Source organism: Duganella aquatilis (assembly GCF_009674565.1).
Lineage (GTDB): Bacteria > Pseudomonadota > Gammaproteobacteria > Burkholderiales > Burkholderiaceae_D > Rugamonas > Rugamonas aquatilis.
Genome location: NZ_WKJL01000001.1, coordinates 606,846 through 624,237 on the forward strand (window position 1 = coordinate 606,846; position 17,392 = coordinate 624,237).

Annotated in this window: 17 protein-coding genes; 10 read left to right on the forward strand and 7 right to left on the reverse strand. The window is 59.6% G+C overall.

Annotated elements, in window-relative coordinates; all coding sequences use genetic code 11:
• Positions 1-58: 58 nt before the first annotated feature.
• The 7 genes from GJ698_RS02835 (at position 59) to GJ698_RS31130 (ending at position 7,516) form a co-directional block, all read left to right on the forward strand.
• On the forward strand, positions 59-268 hold the full coding sequence (locus GJ698_RS02835; RefSeq protein WP_154356049.1) for a helix-turn-helix transcriptional regulator: 210 nt from the start codon (positions 59-61) through the stop codon (positions 266-268).
• Positions 268-660 carry a hypothetical protein gene (locus tag GJ698_RS02840; RefSeq protein ID WP_154356050.1) on the forward strand — a complete coding sequence of 131 codons (393 nt, stop codon included), beginning with the start codon at positions 268-270 and terminating at the stop codon, positions 658-660. The genes GJ698_RS02835 and GJ698_RS02840 overlap by 1 nt, the downstream gene beginning before the upstream one ends.
• Positions 657-1,583, forward strand: coding sequence for a hypothetical protein (locus tag GJ698_RS02845; protein WP_154356051.1), 927 nt, complete (start codon positions 657-659; stop codon positions 1,581-1,583). Before GJ698_RS02840 ends, GJ698_RS02845 begins: the two co-directional genes overlap by 4 nt.
• Positions 1,580-3,115 (forward strand): DEAD/DEAH box helicase, encoded by a 1,536-nt coding sequence (locus GJ698_RS02850; protein ID WP_154356052.1) that lies wholly within the window; start codon positions 1,580-1,582, stop codon positions 3,113-3,115. The genes GJ698_RS02845 and GJ698_RS02850 overlap by 4 nt, the downstream gene beginning before the upstream one ends.
• Positions 3,112-4,092 (forward strand): PriCT-2 domain-containing protein, encoded by a 981-nt coding sequence (locus tag GJ698_RS02855; protein ID WP_154356053.1) that lies wholly within the window; start codon positions 3,112-3,114, stop codon positions 4,090-4,092. Before GJ698_RS02850 ends, GJ698_RS02855 begins: the two co-directional genes overlap by 4 nt.
• Before the next feature lie 16 nt (positions 4,093-4,108).
• Entirely contained in the window at positions 4,109-4,504 is a 396-nt protein-coding gene (locus GJ698_RS02860; RefSeq protein WP_154356054.1) for a hypothetical protein, read from the forward strand.
• 312 nt (positions 4,505-4,816) lie between these two features.
• Positions 4,817-7,516 (forward strand): plasmid recombination protein, encoded by a 2,700-nt coding sequence (locus GJ698_RS31130; protein ID WP_166454793.1) that lies wholly within the window; start codon positions 4,817-4,819, stop codon positions 7,514-7,516.
• 377 nt (positions 7,517-7,893) lie between these two features.
• Here the strand turns inward: GJ698_RS31130 and GJ698_RS02870 are convergent, their stop codons facing one another.
• Both GJ698_RS02870 and GJ698_RS02875 read right to left on the reverse strand, forming a co-directional pair.
• Positions 7,894-8,208 carry a hypothetical protein gene (locus GJ698_RS02870; RefSeq protein ID WP_154356056.1) on the reverse strand — a complete coding sequence of 105 codons (315 nt, stop codon included), beginning with the start codon at positions 8,206-8,208 and terminating at the stop codon, positions 7,894-7,896.
• A 767-nt stretch (positions 8,209-8,975) separates the two neighbouring features.
• A complete protein-coding gene (locus GJ698_RS02875; protein WP_154356057.1) occupies positions 8,976-9,677 on the reverse strand; it encodes a hypothetical protein in 702 nt (233 codons plus the stop codon).
• A gap of 559 nt (positions 9,678-10,236) precedes the next feature.
• On the opposite strand from GJ698_RS02875, the gene GJ698_RS02880 reads away from it, so the two are divergent.
• Complete coding sequence (locus GJ698_RS02880; protein ID WP_154356383.1) at positions 10,237-10,794, forward strand: Panacea domain-containing protein; 558 nt, start codon at positions 10,237-10,239, stop codon at positions 10,792-10,794.
• Between the two features lie 515 nt (positions 10,795-11,309).
• Here GJ698_RS02880 and GJ698_RS02885 read toward each other — a convergent pair.
• The 5 genes from GJ698_RS02885 to GJ698_RS02905 are packed head-to-tail and all read right to left on the reverse strand — an operon-like array spanning position 11,310 to position 13,216.
• On the reverse strand, positions 11,310-11,687 hold the full coding sequence (locus GJ698_RS02885; protein ID WP_154356058.1) for a hypothetical protein: 378 nt from the start codon (positions 11,685-11,687) through the stop codon (positions 11,310-11,312).
• A complete protein-coding gene (locus GJ698_RS02890) occupies positions 11,684-11,896 on the reverse strand; it encodes a hypothetical protein (RefSeq protein ID WP_154356059.1) in 213 nt (70 codons plus the stop codon). Before GJ698_RS02890 ends, GJ698_RS02885 begins: the two co-directional genes overlap by 4 nt.
• Before the next feature lie 41 nt (positions 11,897-11,937).
• Positions 11,938-12,432 (reverse strand): hypothetical protein, encoded by a 495-nt coding sequence (locus GJ698_RS02895; protein ID WP_154356060.1) that lies wholly within the window; start codon positions 12,430-12,432, stop codon positions 11,938-11,940.
• On the reverse strand, positions 12,429-12,833 hold the full coding sequence (locus GJ698_RS02900; RefSeq protein WP_154356061.1) for a hypothetical protein: 405 nt from the start codon (positions 12,831-12,833) through the stop codon (positions 12,429-12,431). Before GJ698_RS02900 ends, GJ698_RS02895 begins: the two co-directional genes overlap by 4 nt.
• Positions 12,830-13,216 (reverse strand): hypothetical protein, encoded by a 387-nt coding sequence (locus GJ698_RS02905; RefSeq protein WP_154356062.1) that lies wholly within the window; start codon positions 13,214-13,216, stop codon positions 12,830-12,832. Before GJ698_RS02905 ends, GJ698_RS02900 begins: the two co-directional genes overlap by 4 nt.
• A gap of 835 nt (positions 13,217-14,051) precedes the next feature.
• On the opposite strand from GJ698_RS02905, the gene GJ698_RS02910 reads away from it, so the two are divergent.
• Both GJ698_RS02910 and GJ698_RS02915 read left to right on the forward strand, forming a co-directional pair.
• A complete protein-coding gene (locus tag GJ698_RS02910; protein WP_154356063.1) occupies positions 14,052-15,278 on the forward strand; it encodes a GmrSD restriction endonuclease domain-containing protein in 1,227 nt (408 codons plus the stop codon).
• Complete coding sequence (locus GJ698_RS02915) at positions 15,278-16,057, forward strand: HEPN domain-containing protein (protein WP_154356064.1); 780 nt, start codon at positions 15,278-15,280, stop codon at positions 16,055-16,057. Before GJ698_RS02910 ends, GJ698_RS02915 begins: the two co-directional genes overlap by 1 nt.
• Positions 16,058-17,392: the final 1,335 nt, after the last annotated feature.

Sequence of the window (17,392 nt, forward strand, 5' to 3'; positions counted from 1 at the left end):
CCTTAGAGAAGTCACGATTCACCCTATCGCGCTACCGCGCATCTCACAGGGGTGAATCATGTCACAGCGTTTTATTCGTATCGGGGATCTTGCAAGCACTCCGGCAAAAAAAGGCAAGCTGCCGGTCAGCCCGGCAACCGTCTGGCGTTGGGTTCGAGAGGGGAAGGTTGGGTTCCCAGCGCCCTTCAAATTGGCTGAACGCGTCACCGTCTGGGATGCAGACGAGATTGACGCCTTCATTGCTCGCCAAGCCGGGAGCAATGCGTAATGTCGGCCGCCGCCCACAAAACGGTGGCGGCTGAGGCACCGCTTCATCCAGCCCGATCCGACGCCATCCACGAGCCGTTCTCGTTTCTCGTTCCCGGTCTGAAACACGACCAAGGCGCGCACTTTGCCGCTGATGTGATGGACATCGCCCAGGGCATTGGCTTGTGCTTGGAGCTGGTCAATTCCAGCACGCTGGATCGCACCCTGAGCGCGGACACCGGTCCACAGCACACGGTCCGCCCGATCCTTGGCGAGTGCGACACCGAGAGGCTGCTGCGATTCGCAACGACCTCCGCCCGCATGCTGGCCATCGCCGCCGAGACGCGCATCGCACTGCTGAACGACCGCGCATCGATGCCGTCGCCAGCCACCATGCCGGAGGTGCGCGCATGACGACCCTGCAAACGTCCGCGCCAGCGCCCCAGGCCATCACCACCACCGATGGCGCCATCACCATGGTTTTGTCGCGGCTCCCAGTCTCCAGCATTCGCATTGATGGCGGCACCCAGTCGCGCGTGGCGCTGCATGAACCCACCGTTGCCGACTATGCCGACGTGGTGCGCAGTGGCGGCGAACTGCCGCCGGTGGTTGTGTTCGATGACGGCGCCGAGATCTGGTTGGCCGATGGCTTTCACCGGTACCACGGCCACAATGCCGCCGGCGTGGCTGATATCGGCTGCGAGATTCATTTCGGCACGCGGCGCGATGCTATTTTGTACTCGGCGGGAGCGAACGCGGCGCATGGCCTGCGCCGGACCAATGACGACAAGCGCCGCGCGGTGAAGACCCTACTGGAGGATGCCGAGTGGTCAGCTTGGAGCAATGAGGCTGTGGCTCGGGCTTGCCGCGTCTCTCCGCATACTGTGGCGTCGGTTCGAGGTGCTATCTCTGCAAATGCAGAGATGCCTTGCGCGCGCCTTGTTGAGCGAAAGGGTGTCACCTACCAGCAAAACACAGCCAACATCGGAAAAGCCAAATCTGACGGCGCGCTGCCGGCAACATGTGCTGAGCAGAAGGCCGCAGCGCCAGCTGGCGCTTCAGTATCGCCCGCTGAAGAATCCGAGCATGTTGGCCCGTCTGACGAGGAGGTCGCCGCCGCGCTGAAGGCGGAGGCCGACCAGCTGCAATACATCAGGGATCTGCTGGTGCGCGAGGGCGACCCGTTGACCATCGCGCTGGGCGACTTGGCGCAGGCGCGCCGCCTGACTGCGGTGCTGGAATCGCAGAACGCCGGCCACCAGGCCACAATCAATCAGCAGATCGGAATCATCAAGTCGTTGCGCAAAAAGCTGGCCAAGCTGGAGGCCGGCGCATGATCGGGCCATTATTCGAAACAGAGGCGCCGAGCTACGCCGGGACGTCCTTTCCGCCGCCGCGTGAATTCCAGGCGACCGCGCACGAGCGGCTACGCGAGGGGCGCAAAGCAGGCCACAAGAATCAGCTCATCATGGCGCCCACCGGTGCCGGCAAATCGTATCTCGGCTTGCGGATCGCGCACGAAGCGCTTATCCGAGGCCGGCGCGTCATCTTTGTCTGTGATCGCACCACGCTGATTGACCAGACCAGCGCCGCCGCCGACCAATACGGGCTCATGGCTCACGGCATCATTCAGGCCCAGCACTGGCGCTACCGGCCAGAATTGCCGTTCCAGATCGCCAGCGCGCAGACTTTACAGAATCGTGGTTGGCCGCGCGCGGACGTCATCGTCATCGATGAGGCGCACACGCAGCTGGCCGTGTGGACTGAACACATCATGAAGTGCGGCGCCTCGGTGGTTGGTCTATCCGCCACGCCGTTTTCGTCTGGCCTGGGCAGCCTGTTCTCGAATCTTATTTGCGCCACCACGATGGACGAGCTCACGCGGGCCGGCGTGCTGGTGCCGCTGCGTGTCTACAGCTGCACCAAGCCCGACATGGCCGGCGCTGCCACCAACAGTAACGGCGAGTGGACGGATAAGGCGGCAGAACAGCGCGGCATGGAGGTTGTGGGCGATGTCGTTACCGAGTGGACGAAGTATGCAGAGAATCGCAAGACCATCGTTTTCGCATCCACCATCCTTCACTGCGAGGAGTTGTGCCGACAGTTCAATGAGGCGGGCGTCATGGCCGCTGTATTCACCTCCAAAACCGAGACCGCAGAGCGGGAGCAGCTTCTGGCCGAGTACCGTATGCCCGAATCGCCCCTCAAGGTGCTGGTCAGCGTTGAGGCGCTCGCGAAAGGTTTCGACGTCCCGACGGTTGGTTGCGTGGTCGACTGTCGGCCGCTGCGCCGGTCGCTGTCGACCTTCATGCAAATGGTGGGGCGTGGCCTTCGATCGTCCCGCGAGACTGGGAAGGTCGACTGCATTCTGCTGGATCATAGCGGCAATATTCTGCGTTTCCTTGAGGACTACACGCGGATCTATTACGCCGGCCTGGATACGCTCGACGCCGGCGCCAAGCTGGATAAATCGACCAGGGCGGAAGCACCTGAATACGAACAACGCGGCTGCCCAGCGTGCGGATTTAAACCGTTCGCCAAGCGCTGCATCGCATGTGGGCACGAGCACCAGCCGCCGGCCATGGTGCCGGTGGAAGCCGGCGAGATGCGCGAGGTCATGCTCGGCAAGAAGAAGCTGGCCGACGACACGCGGCACCTGTGGGCGCAGCTTTGCACATACGCCGCCGCGCACAGCGCTCCGGACAAGCAGCGCGGCCGCGCCGCCAGCCTCTACAGGGACATGACCGGCGCCTGGCCGCCGAACGACTTCAAGTTTGATGCCGATGCCAACACGCCGGTGACGCCTAACGTGATGGGCAAGATTCGTTCGAAGAACATCGCATTTTCGAAGCGGAGGGCATCAGCATGAGCAGAGATAAAGCTGCAGCGGCCCTGTCCTTCATCCCTTCGCACGATCGCGATACATGGGTACGTATGGCCATGGCGGTCAAGGCCGAGTTTTCGGAAGATGGTTTCGACCTTTGGGACACCTGGAGCCAGGGTGCCGACTCATACGACGAGCGCGCCGCAAAGGCGGTCTGGCGCAGCATCGGCGCCGCCGGCAGGGTCGGCATCGGCACGCTGTATCACGAGGCAAAGGCGCATGGCTGGCGCGACGATACGGCGCCGCGCGGACCGCTGACGCTAGCGGAGCTCAGGGCGCAGCGTGAGACCCGTGCCACGCGCGCGGCTGCCACCGCCGCCGAAGATGCGCGCAAGCAGCGCGGGTATGCCGCCGCGGCAGCGCGCGCTGAGGTCGTGATCGCACGTTGTACGCCGAAGGTCAGCAACTACTTGAGCGGCAAGGGACTGCCGGAAGTGCTGGGGCTGGATGACGCCGGTGTGCTGGTGGTTCCGATGCGGAACGTCGAAACGAACCAACTACAGGGCATCCAGACCATCACCTGGCTGCCGGACACGCGCCAGTGGGAAAAGAAGATGGCGCCGGGCATGCGCGCCAAAGGTGCTGTGCTCAGGCTGGGCAGCAAACAGGTCAAGGAGGCGTTTTTGTGTGAGGGGTATGCCACTGGCCTCTCCCTCGATCTCGCGCTGCGCAGACTGCGTCTCAGCGCCTGCGTGGTGGTGTGCTTCAGTGCTCACAACCTGACTCACGTAGCGCCGTTGATCGGGGGCCGCAAGTTTGTTTTCGCTGACCATGACGCGAGCGGTACCGGCCAGGCGGCAGCAAAGTCGACGGGCTTGGCCTACTGCACGTCACCGGTGTTGGGCGAGGATGCGAATGATCTGCATGTGCGCGCCGGCCTGTTGGCGCTGTGCGAACTCGTGCTGAAGGTTCGTGCTTGTCCAGCTGGCCAGCAGGCATTTGGAGGTGTGGCGGGTGGGTAATGGTCGCAGCCAAGGTATGAGGAAGCGCGACACTGGCCGTGATGCCGGAGGGTTTGCAGCCGTGCCCTGGTCGGTGCTGGATAGTTTGGCCTATGCGGAGCTTTCGCACCCCGGCAAGAGCTTGCTGATGGAGTTCGCGCGCCAGGTCATGGGCGACAACAACGGCCGGCTGCTCGGATCGTCAGCCTATCTCAGGGAACGTGGCTGGAATAGCAAGGATGTCATCACGCGCGCAAAACGTGAGCTGATCGATGTCGGATTCATCTTCGAGACCGTCAAAGGGCGGCGCCCGAATCGCGCGGCATGGTATGCCGTCACCTGGCGCGCGCTGGACAAGATCGCTGGCTATGACCCCGGAGTCGAAGCTGCATTTGAACGTGGAGCCTACAAAAAATGGAGCTCAAAAAATTGAAGTCCTTAGCCCGTCTCGCGGGCGTATAGGGGGTGCTATTGGCCCGTCTCACGGGCACATAGGATGAGCTATACGCCCGCCAGACGGGCCAATCAGCACCCTTTTTACCACTTTCCTTAGCCCGTCTCACGGGCACCATCTAGAGAAGCCATCTACCGTGCAGCCGAAAACTCCGATCAACGAGTCGAACGACCCGACCGCGATAGCCGTCACTGACCAGCCCGCCGTGTTGCCAGCGCTGGAAATGTCGGCATGCGGTAATTTAGCCAGGTGGCGTTCGGAGCGCGCCGCCGCATTCCGATGGGGTCGATCATGAGTACCAGCTTTGCCCTGGCCATCAAGCGCTTGCACGGCGGTGGAATTGTTCGCGCAGCTGCGCGGCACAATTTGCGCGAGATCGCCGCCGAACTTGGCGCCGACAGCCACATCGACACCAAGCGCATCGCTGACAACGTGATTTTGCGCGGCCCGGCTACCGGCGACGAAGTGGCCGAGCTGGCCGGGGTGCTGCTGCAGGCGGCCGGCATCAGCAAGCTGCGTAAGAACTGTGTCCAAGCGCTGGAGCTGCTATTCACGCTTCCCGCCGGCACCGCCGTCGACCTGGTGCAATACTTCGAAGAGGCCACCGCCTGGGCGGCGCACTATTTCGCCGTGCCGGTGCTTAGCTCCGTGATCCATCGCGACGAGGGCGCACCACACGCGCATGTTCTGTTGCTGCCGCTGCTCAACGGCCGCATGGTCGGTTCGGATCTGCACGGCGGCCGCGCGCAACTGTGGGCCATGCAGAAGGATTTCCACGAAGCGGTAGGGGGTCGCCATGGTCTGGCCCGCCAAGCGCCGCAGAAGCGCCTCAGCGCGCCTGTGCGTGGCGCTGGGATGGATCTTGCCCGCGCCACCTTGATGGCCAACAGCGCGCTCACCGATTCCGTCATCGAGGCGCTGCTGGTGCCGCACGCAAAAGACCCAGCGCCGCTGCTGCTGGCGCTGGGCATCACCATGCCGACGCCACCGGCCAGCGGGCGAGGTTCGTTCGCCGACATCATGACCAAGCCGGTGGCGCTGGAATCTCGAAACCCTATAGGGAATGCGAATCGCGGCCCGGCTGCAGCGGACGCCGACCAGGTGCCGGAGCGATCGCAACCCTATTCTTGTGTCGGGATTGCCTCAGCCAACGATCAAATCCTCAGCCATCCAGCCGGCATGCCGACCGCCAGCGCTGCGCCGGCCCAAGCCCAGCACCCGCCGATCAGCAGCACGCCCGCCACCGATACCGCCAGCCCGGCGCCGGCCACCACCCATCAGCTGGCGCGCAGTACCGCCGACCAGCCCGCCGATGAGGTGCAGAACCAGCACCCCACCGCAAGACGTCTCCTGAACTTCAAGGACACCCTGTGCGTCACGACCGCGCGCGCCACCATGGACCATCCCCTCACTTTTGAGGACATCTCGGCAGCCAACGCCCCGTGCGAGGTCGGTGTGATGTCATCTGCCGCCGGCCAGCACCAGGCGGCAAGCACGGTGCAAAAAATTTTGCATACTCCGCTCGTGCTTAGCGCGAAGCTCGGCGCCGACCAGGCCGCCAGCACCAGCCCATCACCACACCGACGCGCCAGGGTGAAACAGCCGGTTGCAGCCGCTGCCGAGCTGGCCGCCGTCCTAGCGCTAGAGCAGGTCGACCGCGAGCATGGGCCAGCTGACGACCGCGCGCCGGCCGCCGACGACCAGGCCGCGGAGCAACCGAACCTTGATGCAGGCCCGGCCACCGTGCCCGCGCCGACGAATCCCGCCGCCGCCGAACGCCCGGCCAAGTCCGCCACCACCAGCTTGGCCGCGCCGGTCAGCGCCACGCCGAAGCGCCCGTGCAAAGCGACGATCAGCAGGACCGCTTCCGCACCGAGCACCAGCAGGCCGGTGCCGGCCGCGCCCGGCACTCCCCTCGTTCAGGTAGCGACCACCCGCACGCGCGCCGTCAGGTCGACCGCCAGCGCCACCACCGCGCCGAGCACGCGCAGCAAGGCGGCCGCCGGTGGCAAGGCGAATCCGGCCAGCCGGTCGAAATCCAAACTCACCGCGGCAAATCGCAAGACCAGCACGGCGACCGCCAGCGGGAAGGCGAACGCCCAACAACAGGTCGGCACCACCGCCGTGGGCGCAAAGGGGCCGCATACTGCACAGCCCCTTGGTGCACCGTCTCGGCAAAATATCCGAGACGGTCAGCAGCCAACCAATCACGCGACCAGCCAGCGCTACGCCCCCGAGGATTTGGGAACGCGAAGTCACACCGATGACGTCCAGCAGCTGGACGCCATCCTCGCCGCCAGCACCACCAGCATCAGGCGCGCCAGCACCAGCACGCCCGGCCAGCGCGCGGCCGCTGCCGATAGTGTCGAAGCGGGAAAATCCCGTATCGACATCCGTACCGACCAGCCCGACGATATTCGTCGCCTTGGTGTGGGTGTGGTAGCTGAACCGAATGCGCCCGGCCGCGCCGCGCCAGCCAGCAGCTTTTCGAGGAGTTCCGAAATTCGGGAGATTCCCGGTTTTACTGGAACGGTGCCCGCGATGTCATGCGAGCCGGTGGGCGCTGGCGCTGCTGGCGTGAGCCAACCGGACGAAATTCGTACGCCTGACCAGCCTCCCGCCGCCCGGCAAGCTCCCCCATCAGGGGGAACTCGGTCAGCGATGCCCCGCGAGCCCGGCCATACCTTGCCGCCGTGCCACCTGCTTACCCTGCTGGGGGACCAGCACCAGGCCATCAGCATGCTCGCTTCTGAGGGCGACCTTGAGCATCTAGACGCTGACCGCTACCAGCGTCACCTGGATGACGACCACCCGGCCGAGCTGCGGGACGAGCAGCGCGGGGAGTTCGCTAGCGCGCCGTCGGTGCCGACCAAGACCAGGTGCTCCAGGTGGCCGCCCGACGAGGAACTGGCGCGCGGAAGGCGTGAAGCCAGATCCGGCACCATCGATGCGGCGCTGTCGTCCATCCTGGCGCTGCGCGGTGCTGGATGACAACGCGCGGCACGCGACTAACTTCACGAAAGGAGTCGCGTGCATTTAATGTCGGCGCCGTCTGTATCGCTCGCGAAGCTGCCTAAATATTTCCCGCACGAACAACACACCTGACCTTCGGCCGAGCGGGGAAAATCTCCGGTGAAGTTAAGGTGGGTAACGACTATGCTGGCATGGCAGGATAGGAAGAATCGATGGGTTTCGTGGTCCGTTTGAAGTACCCTTTCCAAGGCGTCTCGCCAGCCGTGTATGTTGCTGTCGTGTGCGGCGGCCCGTTTGGTTTTGAAGGTCATAGTTTCCTCTCGAGTTGAGACAGCGGAACGCTGCCGACTCGAACCTTATGGCCAATTGCAGGAAAACTTAGGAAATAGTCGATGCTAAGCGACCAGCCTAAAGCGGCCGTCGCCCAGGACATGCAGTTCAAAACGCGGAGGTCGACCGCGCGGCCAGTCGGTAGTGCGGTGGCGCGCCAGCCAGTCGCGGATAGCCGTACCCTTGGAGTCTCGAAACTCCGGGCACTTTCTCCGGAAGCCGTCCGTGAGGTGGAACGTATGCTCCTCGTTATCCATCTCAACCACGATGACATCTCGCTCCACCGGAAAGTATGCGGCTCGATTTTCCACGCCCACCCGAATGCCGTAGACCACCCTGGGGTTCGACGCCCGTCCGTTCTTCCATGCACTCACTTCCATCGCTCGCCTCTCAGGTGTGTTGATACGCGTTGTTGGGATGGCATCAGGCTACAACGGTCTGGCCAGGAGTGCCAGCGGTATCTAGCTGCTCTGGTGTCGCCCGGTCGCCGCTGCAATGGCGCTGGCCTGCGGCGCGCGCAGCAGTGTGGAAGTGGGTGATGAGGGTTGAGGCGAGAACGCCTCGCCAGCGTGCTGTGGTCGAGCCGCAGGGGCATCGCCGGCGGTGGTCGGGGAGACAATGGGGAGGGGGGGGCGGTCAAAAGTCTGGAGAGGGCGGGACTCTAGACCGCGTCCTCTCCCACGCGCAGAAAATACCCCCCTTTTTGACATAGGAATTCAGCAAATGGCATGCGTCAAAGGTAAGAGCGGTGGCGCCCGCTCCAATTTTGGCGGGGCTCGCCCTTGAGCTGGTAAGCCCAAAGAAGGCACGGCGAAATCAGCAAATGACCGGGTGAAATCAGCAAATGTAAATCAGCAAATGCTGGTGGCGAACCGCGATCGAATGGTACCGTTGTGCCGCCCACCGGCGCGCTTGGCGTGACTACATACGATTTCGCACGAAGGTCGGCGGCGCTCCCTGTCGAAAAGATGCGCTAAGTTTACGCGCCGCCGGGCGGCGGGCACTTGAGTTCGGTTCAATCTCGAAGTAGAGAAATCTCACTTATCGAATAAGCCACAGCTTGCCGCCTTTTTGGGGGGGGGATTTTTTGGCTGGCAGTAGGCGATGTCGCGAGTAAGGAATTTTCCCAAGGGGATTGGTGAGGAGATTATTCCTGCTCACTCCCCAATATCAGCTTTATTCCGGCAATAACGCCACTCAACAACGAATATCCTGCGAGGGCGGACCAAGCCTCTGGTCGGGCTCCTAGCGTGTATATTGCGATTGCAGACGGAATTGACAAAAACCATGCTCGCGCCTGTGCGGTCATTCCGATATCCTGCCAAATCGAGTACAGCTGACCTCGTTCGGATGCACCTACTAGTATCCGGCTTTTTGCGGCGCAACGTGCGACCTTGCCGTTCGCGAAACCGAGCGCCGCACACAAGGCCGGTAAGTGCCAGGTTTCCGGCGCAACGTATGGCGTCACCACCGCCGCCATAAGAAGCACAACCTTTCCAAGAAGGGCCCGTTGACCTTGCTCCACTAAGTAGCGAACCGAAAATTTACTGAAAGTCTCGCCCGGCCTCCGCTCGACATGCTTCGGATCGGAATACGCGGCACAAAGTACTGCACCTAAATGCATCATCAAAAATGTTGGCGCGTAGATACTCTTACTCTGCCAAGCGACAAGGCCGGCGAGTCCAAGAAACGCCAGCATAAGATTGGATGTGATGACATAGCGCTGCGGAGGGGGAGTGAGTGGAGTGTCGGAATCAATAGCAGCGAATCGCGCTAGCGGAAAAGAAAAATTCACCAAAAAAACAAAAATTGTTGCGTCAAGGAAGATATATCCGAGCGTGGCAAGCATAATTAAATGTTCGGCTAATTTGTGTATATGGAAACAATTGAATGCAATAAAATTAATGATACACTGAACGTCGCCGAGATCTTTGGATTGCTCCGACTTCCCGATAGCCACCTAAGCCCAACGAAGGTAGCATCTGTGACCCCCAAGTTGGACCGCGTTCCGCGAGCGGTGGCACTTAATGGAGGCACGCAGCAAACAATGCGCATGGTTCCTCACGCGAAAAAATCCCCCTTTTTCAAATCAGCAAGTGGCCGGCCGGGCAACGGTACCCGCCGTTACAGGCTATCTGCGGGATTTGAATTCGGGGAAATCAGCAAATGACGGGTGGGGAATTCAGCAATTGGAGCGGCGGGTGCACAAATACCCAGCAACGCTTGAACAAAGTTCAAGCCGAAGCCAGCATCGACGGATAGCCGCCGCATGCAAAGTCTACGCGCCTACAATGCTATACTGCTACAAAGCAACAGTCTTTGAATAAGTGACGTGTGTCACATACAAATTTTGTTGTTTGTATTATATTTACTTATCCCTCTATAGCGCGCCAATTCGCGTGACCACCATGCTAATTGACCATGAACGCGAGAAGTTGATCAATGCGATCATTTTCTTCGCCAAAAATACTCACCAGCTTGGAAAAATTAAGCTATACAAGTTGCTGTATCTGCTTGATTTCGAGCATTTCCGTGATACTGGTCGGTCAGTGACCGGGCTCCAATACTTTGCATGGCCGAAGGGGCCGGTACCCGTGGAACTTCACAATGAGGTCGACGCTCCAAAAGGTGACTTAGCGGATAAAGTGGCCATGGAGTCCTATGCATGGGCCGGAGGGAATGGGCTAACCATTACCCCGAAGGCTGAGTTTGACTCGTCGTTTTTTTCAAAGCGTGAGCTACGTCTACTTGATCGCCTTGCGTCAGAGTTCCGCACGACGCTGTCGAAAGATATGATTGAACGTACTCACCTAGAGAATGAGCCGTGGGATAAGGTGTTCAACGTCCAAGGGCGGAGGCAGCAGCAAATACCCTACGAATTGGCGGCACGAGCCCAAGAGGTAGATGAAATTCGGAAAATTAGCGCCGAACGTAGCGAGATCAAAAATAACTTCGCTAACGTATGACGCCAGGCACAATTATTTCGCACCCAAACTTCGTTTTCCATGATGGCGGTGTACGGGACAAGATCTTAATCTCGCTCGGAGCCTTTGCTGGGACGGTAGTGTTTGCTAAGACTACATCTCGGGGGTATCGCTACAACGCGACGTTTGGCTGTCAATGCAAAGACCGATACCCAAGTTTTCACCTAGTTCAAAATTGCTGCATATTGTCGAAGCCCACGTGGATTTGTTTAAATGAGTTTTACGAATTCAGGGCGGATCAGTTTGAAGCAAAGCGTGCTGCGGGCGAATGCAACATCATGGGTAACTTGCCGGTTGAGATAGTGCCTCTTTTAATCGCTTGCGCTTTGGAGAGCGACGACATTACCGAACACCAAGAGCGGCTGATCCGGGGTGCAAACACGTAGCACCTTGACCCTGCCTTGACCGCTCGGAGTCCGCCCAGTGTTATGCCCTCCCCCCTGCAGCGGTTCGCTTGGGCGCACATATCGCCGTATAGGCGCCGCCCGCCGTCAAGATTAGTCCGGCAGCGCCAGCACGCGGCGGCTCATGCGATCGCGCCGACGCTCCGCCTCTCGCGCTAGCGTGCGCGCCGACACTACCGCCAAGCGCAGCAGCCGCTCGGTGTCGTCCCAGCCCAGCATGGGCATTACCTTCATTTCCGGATCGGCGTCGGCCTGCATGTTGTAGGCGCGCTCAGCGTCGCTGGAGTGGACCAGCTCAAGGCAGGTTTCTATGCCGTGGCCGATGTCGATCACCAGATCCAAGAAGGCGGCATCCTCGTTGCCGTGCAGCTCGCCGCCCAAGTTGGAGAACGGGCGGTGCGTTCCTTCCAGCGCCGGCCAGTCCTGTGCTGCCGGCGGCGCCAGATCTCCCGGTTGCGTGCGCGCGTTCATGCATCACCTCGCACGACCAGGCGCAGGCCGGCCACGTTGTGTGCCGCGCGGTGGTGGCGGTCGCGGCAGGCCTGCCGGTGGACGAAGTGCGCCATGGTGGCGCGGCTGCCGGCGTTCATTTCGCGGAAGTCCTGAAGCAGCTGCCGCTCTGCCGCCGACAACTCGGCGCCGCCGGTGCACATGATCGTTGCCGCCGGAAGTACGCTCACTGGCGGGCGCTGGCCAGCGGGCATGGTATCGATGCGCGCGCTCATGCGGCACCTCCCTCTACCACCAGGGCGGTGATGCTGTCGGACGCCGCGCGCATCAGCGCCACGCTGCGTGCCGCGCAGGTTGCGAAGCACTCGATCACCGCCGTGTCCGCATCGTCCAGCCCATCCAGCTTGTCGAGTACCGCCTGCATCAGGATGTCGACGTGCAGACTCTCGGCGCGTACCTCGGCCGCGTGCGCCTCGATGGCGAGCAGCTGATGGTGGGCAGTTACGGCACCAACCTGGTGAGCGTGGCCGCTCGTGCGCAAGCCTGCCGCCACCGTCGAATCGAAGCCTTCCTCCCATGCCGTCAGCAGCTCGCGAAAGTTCGGCATCATCTCGTGCTGCGCCACCATGTCGAACTGGCGGACCGCGCGGCACACGTTCAGGGGATATGGGCGTTCTCGGCTCTTGCCGACGTCGGCAAGCCAGTCGCTCGCTGCCGCCTTACCCTTGGCGAACATCTGTTTGGGGCGAATGGTGATGGGCTTCATGCTGCACCTCCTTGCGCTGCCAGCGCAGCAATGGTTTGCGCAACGCCACGCATCAGCGCTACCCGGCGCCATACCGCGGTCGAGGTATTGCTGCTGCCGCTCTTCGTCATGCCCTGCAGCAGATCCTCAGCTGCGCTGCCTTCGCTGATGATGGACGCAGCTTGCTGCGCGATCAGGTCCAGGTGGCCGCCGGTGGCGGTGCTGGTCGAAACGGCACTTGCCGCCTCGATCGCTGCGCGGCGTTCGTGGTGGCGCGTCATGCCGTCGCTGACCAAGCCGGCGGCTTCTAGCTTGCGGCCGACCTGGGCCTTCTGGTCTATCGTCAGCACGTTGAGCATCACCTTGATGATGCGATCGGCGCGGCGCAGTTCGTCCAGTGCGCTGGCGGTGGGGGCGCTCATTGTGCACCCTCAATCATGCGGACGGTCTGCATGCTGCGTCCCCAGCTGTAATTGCGCATGCGCTGCTCGTCCGTTTCAAAACCCTCCTGGCGGACGATGCTGCGCGCAAAGCCGGCGCCGTCGATGAAGTGGTCATGGATGCAGGCGGCAGCGCGACGGTCGGCGGCCCGGATGGCCTGCTCGTGGCCCTCCCACCAGGCGCGGAGCCAAAGCATGTGCGAGCACAGCGCCTCGACGTTGTGGCGCATGAGTTCAGCGTCAGTCATAGGCGCGTCGTCGGCCGGCGCGGCGGTGCGCGGTGCTACGGCGCGCAGGTGGTGCGGGTGTGCTACTGGAGTGGATTCGATGTGCGCGATTGCGCTGGATGTGGTGGTGCCTGGCATGATTGCCTCCTTTGCGGTTTATGGACCGCCCCCAGCTCGCGACCAAACGAGAGGGGAGCAGCGAATGGTAAGGTTGGTCGACCGGCGCAAAGGTAACCGGCAGGCGTTAGCCTCCCTACCACCGCCGCTCATTGAAGGCACGACAGGGTATGGACGAAAAAATACCGCCAGTAGGCGGTTTCATCCGCCTTCGCATTCAGGCGACCAAGCCTGACACCGTCTTTATCCGGTGCTTTTTTAGGATAGGCCACCTCTGGTAAACCGTCAAGGCGTTTTCGCCGACGGATTTTACCGCACGAAGAAAAAAACTGTCCCTTCATTTTTACGGATCGTTTCAGCTTTAAGGCTATCCGTGGTGGCTCTGACCGCTCTCGCGCGAATGTGTCGCAAGGCTGGACGATACTCGATTGTGGTGTGCGAGACAGTTTAGTATTCAGCTTCTGGTCGCAATCTCATGTGGATCCGGCTCTCATCCCGAACCAAGTTGGATGGATTCGATCAGAAATTGAGCGTTATTTGCTGTTGAAATAGGCTGGTGTTCGACGTCTGCACCCCTCCTTGAATCTGTTAATTTTTGAGTAGCATTTGCTTCACCGCCTGCTTAGCTGCTACAGCGGATAGGCAATCCGCGGGACAATCATGGGTTCTGATGCAAAACGACTGTAGCGTCGCATACGTAGTCGAAATCCAAAGCCAGTTTGCTGTAGGTTGCAAGTGCGATAAGATGCGGAACGGCTCTTGATTTAGATCCGGAGTGGGGCTTGGCTGTCCGCGACTGTTTGAGCGGAACACTAACAGTAAGCATGCGCATCCAAACAAATATGGAAATAAATTAATGAAAAACGATCCTCGAGATACAGCGGAAGAAATTGATGAGTCAGAGGAGTTTTCCAGGGATGAGGAATTAGACCTGGAGCAAGCGTCTGACGAAGAAGTAGAGTCACAGATAGGCGGCCAGCCTTTTCGTGTAGTTTACCAGACTAACAATTTCCTTCTTCCACAAATACGTGATCTCATCGTAGACGGTGATGACGTAAACCTTCGGCCAGAATATCAACGTCGGTTGCGATGGACGAATATCCAAAAATCGCTTTTAATTGAATCGCTCCTGTTAAATGTGCCAGTGCCGCCAGTTTTCTTCTATGAGAACGATCTTGCTCGATATGAGGTTATGGATGGTCAGCAGCGACTCAACGCGATTAAGGAATTTCTAAATAACTCGTTTAAGCTGCGCGGTTTGCAGATTATCCCAACCCTCAATGGCCGTACATACACGCAACTTCCAGCAAAAGTCAAACGCGGTCTCGATCGGGCATCCATATCAGCCATAGTTTTACTGCAGGAATCTAAAAGCAGAATCAAAAAATCTGGCTCATCAAAATACTATGAGTTGCGCCGCTTTGTCTTCGAAAGGCTTAATACCGGCGGGAAAAGACTTAGCGCGCAAGAGATAAGGAACGCAATCTACGCTGGGCATTTTAATGAGCTCATCGTGAGGCTATCCCGCGATCCGGTCTTTACTCGAATCTGGGGCATACCTCCGTACACTAGCGCTGACCCGAGCGAATATTACGAGGAAGAAATCCGCCAAAAAAACACCCTCTATCGCACAATGGGGGATTGCCAGCTTGTCTTACGATTTTTCGCGCTCGACGACGAAAGTCATATCCAGGGCTCCATGAAAGCCATGCTGGACAGGTGCATGGAGCGCAACGTTGAATGTACAAGAGAGGAGGCGGATGAGATGATGGAGCGCTACCTCTCTCGCCTCTATCTAGCCGACGAACTTTTCGACGGACGCCCATTTTCCCTTGCCCCCGCAAAAAGGGGCACGGTTTATCGCCCCGTCGCTGGGGTCTATGATGGCGTTATGGCAGCACTCGACGAGTTCTGGCATAGCCGAGATCTCTTTGTTGCTCAAAAAGGGGAAATTAAGGCTGCCTACGGTGAGTTGATTCGTTCTAACAGTTCAACTGGGCTATTGACCGGCTCAGCTAATACCGCTGCCGATATTAGGAATCGGATTGGAATATTTCGTAAATTTTTCGGTGAGTTTGTCTAATGCCAAATGCTGACCTTGATGGCCCTTTGGTCGATTTCAACGAACGCACTAAGCAAGTTCGCGAAATTATGGCGGTCGTCGAAGCCGCAAGTCGAAGTCCTGGTATTTTAACGACTTCCCGCGCCGGCATCGATCTTAGTGCAATCAATATTCGGACAGCAAATACTGCCAATTCGATGGCCTTGATTTTTTTAGCATCAGGGTTCGAAGATTTTATTCGGGAGGAGGCTGTGCAGTGCGCCAACTACCTTATGGACAAGTATTCAGGCATGCCGGAGGCGAGCAAGCATTCAATCCGGGATACCTACTGGATAGTTTCGCGAGAACGTTTGAAATTCATGAAGTCTGTTTTGGTTAAGAAACTGCCAGATGCAGCGCTTATTGCACAGGTTAAAACGGTGCTGGATGCGTTGGATGGCTTCGTAGTTAAAGACGACTCTACAAAAATGTCGACTAATGTGTTTGGTTTCCATACTAATAATTTCCGGCCGAATGTTGTGGCTGAAATCTTCGGAAGACTCGAAATAAAACAACTTGGAGCACAACTCAGCGATAGCGCCAAGCTGAAGGGGCATTTTGGCGTCACGAAGAAAACCGACTGCGAAATAAAGCTTTTGGCGAAATGGAATGAGTTTTATGACCGGCGCAACGATACCGTCCACTCTCTCGGTGGAAGCTCAGGCTATGCTATCGAGCTAATTATCGGGTACATCGAGTTTTTCGAGTTGACAGCGGAGGCGTTGAAGGGCGTTTTAGCGAAGACCTTGGAGACATGGTAATTGTAGGGTGCCGCAAGCACAGGAAAAGTAGGCAACCGGGTAGGCGGCGTCAAAGTAGGCCAGCCAAATGCTGGGCAAAACGGCATTTGGTGCGCGCACGCGGCTAACGTCTAATTGTGATTCTGGCTCACAATTAGAACTGCGGTAACAAGTCGGATTTGGAATCTGACCTCGCTGTCCGCGCCGGATCTACATACGGGAAAATCCCGCATGTACACTGACGTCGGCGTCGAATTTGCGACCCTCTCAAAGAAGGTCGCAAAGGGCATCGCGTTTCGCTACCCCCTTGCGCGTCACCGCGTCGGCCTGGCTGCTGCGGACATCAGCGCAGGGGGTATCCAAAAAAATCCGACACCCCTCCCACATCCGGTTTGAGCTCCCCTGAATGGGGAGCGCAAACAACTGGTGCCAGGCGCAGCGCCTGGCTCGCGACTTGCCGCGTTTGAAATGCCACCAAGCCGTCATCGCAAGCGGGGGGGGCTATTCCTGCATCTCCTTTCTCGCTCCCCCGTTTCGGGGACCGGCGCCAGCGCGCACCAGTGCGCATCAGCGCCAGCAGTTGACACCTCAAAACCGACAGAACGTAGGGTTTGACCAGGTGGCCAGCCAATGCCGGCGATGTGCCGGTTTTGCTTTCCGTCGACGTGCTGCAGCGCTGGCGGCTGGTGCCTTGGCCCGATTTCAGATCGGAGTAAGCGAGGATAGGTTTGCGAGTAACTTGAAGTCACGCGCAAATCTGCGCTATACCCAAAGTAAGCCGGACCCCCAAGGGAGTAACGAATCGTTATGCCCTTCGTGGCGGCTGTCTTACTCTGGCGCTGCATGGGCACAGAATTGCGCCGATGCGCTGGTGCCCAGCACGCCACGTTGCCGGCCTGTGGCCAGCACCAGCACTGCCGACGAATTTCGTCGACAGTCACCGACGGCCCGATAATTTGGGTGGTGGCACCAGCGGGCACCTACATACGAGATTCGCCGGTATGTACACCCGCGTGGCGCGCACTCGGCTAAGTTTTCAGCCAAGCGGACTCAGGCAGAGCAGGCAGCGTGTGGCGACGAAATTCGTCGGCACAACCTGGTTCCCGTACAAAGTCCGGAAAACGGACATTGCGCTGATGGTCCCGGCGCCGATATCGACGGCGAAAGTAGTTGATGCCTGCGACTTCGTACGAATTTCGTCCGAAGTCGCCCAAGCTGATGGGCACGGGATCGTCTTCAACTGGCAGCTGTCGCCGCAGTGGCGCCGACGGTGTGCATGCGAATTTCGTCCGCACAAGCGGATTTGGCCGAAGTGCGGAAAGTGCACCTCGCTCCCGCGCCAGGGTGGCCGGCGAG

Coding starts and splice junctions, on each gene's coding strand:
- GJ698_RS02835 (WP_154356049.1), top strand. CDS start 59: ATGTCACAGCGTTTTATTCGTATCGGGGATCTTGCAAGCACTCCGGCA.
- GJ698_RS02840 (WP_154356050.1), top strand. CDS start 268: ATGTCGGCCGCCGCCCACAAAACGGTGGCGGCTGAGGCACCGCTTCAT.
- GJ698_RS02845 (WP_154356051.1), top strand. CDS start 657: ATGACGACCCTGCAAACGTCCGCGCCAGCGCCCCAGGCCATCACCACC.
- GJ698_RS02850 (WP_154356052.1), top strand. CDS start 1,580: ATGATCGGGCCATTATTCGAAACAGAGGCGCCGAGCTACGCCGGGACG.
- GJ698_RS02855 (WP_154356053.1), top strand. CDS start 3,112: ATGAGCAGAGATAAAGCTGCAGCGGCCCTGTCCTTCATCCCTTCGCAC.
- GJ698_RS02860 (WP_154356054.1), top strand. CDS start 4,109: ATGAGGAAGCGCGACACTGGCCGTGATGCCGGAGGGTTTGCAGCCGTG.
- GJ698_RS31130 (WP_166454793.1), top strand. CDS start 4,817: ATGAGTACCAGCTTTGCCCTGGCCATCAAGCGCTTGCACGGCGGTGGA.
- GJ698_RS02870 (WP_154356056.1), bottom strand. CDS start 8,208: ATGGAAGTGAGTGCATGGAAGAACGGACGGGCGTCGAACCCCAGGGTG.
- GJ698_RS02875 (WP_154356057.1), bottom strand. CDS start 9,677: ATGCTTGCCACGCTCGGATATATCTTCCTTGACGCAACAATTTTTGTT.
- GJ698_RS02880 (WP_154356383.1), top strand. CDS start 10,237: ATGCTAATTGACCATGAACGCGAGAAGTTGATCAATGCGATCATTTTC.
- GJ698_RS02885 (WP_154356058.1), bottom strand. CDS start 11,687: ATGAACGCGCGCACGCAACCGGGAGATCTGGCGCCGCCGGCAGCACAG.
- GJ698_RS02895 (WP_154356060.1), bottom strand. CDS start 12,432: ATGAAGCCCATCACCATTCGCCCCAAACAGATGTTCGCCAAGGGTAAG.
- GJ698_RS02900 (WP_154356061.1), bottom strand. CDS start 12,833: ATGAGCGCCCCCACCGCCAGCGCACTGGACGAACTGCGCCGCGCCGAT.
- GJ698_RS02905 (WP_154356062.1), bottom strand. CDS start 13,216: ATGCCAGGCACCACCACATCCAGCGCAATCGCGCACATCGAATCCACT.
- GJ698_RS02910 (WP_154356063.1), top strand. CDS start 14,052: ATGAAAAACGATCCTCGAGATACAGCGGAAGAAATTGATGAGTCAGAG.
- GJ698_RS02915 (WP_154356064.1), top strand. CDS start 15,278: ATGCCAAATGCTGACCTTGATGGCCCTTTGGTCGATTTCAACGAACGC.